The organism is Kaistella yonginensis, assembly GCF_030409525.1.
GTDB lineage: Bacteria > Bacteroidota > Bacteroidia > Flavobacteriales > Weeksellaceae > Kaistella > Kaistella yonginensis.
In genome coordinates, this window is the sequence record NZ_JAUFQB010000027.1 from 1 (window position 1) to 550 (window position 550).

1 protein-coding gene is annotated in these 550 nt (G+C 34.4%); it reads right to left on the bottom strand.

The genetic code is table 11. The annotated features are described in order from the left end of the window. Positions 1-550, bottom strand: a 550-nt coding sequence (locus QWY78_RS09215; RefSeq protein WP_290219062.1) for an ISAon1 family transposase, incomplete at both ends; no start/stop codon positions are given.

Sequence of the window (550 nt, forward strand, 5' to 3'; positions counted from 1 at the left end):
TAATCTAAACAAGAAAAATTTCCGGTCTTTCACTCCTCGTAGTTGTAATCTGAAGTTTTTTATTTTTGCATTGAAGGATTCCGCAGATGCATTTGTACTTCTGTTTATAAAATAATTGAGAATATCATTATAATGTTGAGTAATGGTTCTGACTATAGTAGTAAACGATTTAAATCCTGCGTTTTCTACATCTTTAAACCAATGCGCCAGTTTTAACATCGCCACATCCTTCACAGTTCTCTGGTTGTAAATTTGTCGTAATCCATTGGTTAAACCGTACGCTTTTTCTATATCTGGATAGTTTTCAAAAAGAATTTTTGCTCGTTGTTGTTGAGATTCTGTCCATTTTTCTTGACTTTTATAAAGTAAGTATCTACTTCTTGCCAACAGTTGTTTTCTGGTGTCTCCGTTTTCAAAAACTTCGATGGGTAAAGGATTGTCTTTCGATTTATTTTCGGTTATCCAATCATTTTCCCTATCCATAGCTTCCCAACGATGCTCGATTCGGATTTCTTGCAAAGCTTCTGTTGCTAATTTCTGAACGTGGAAA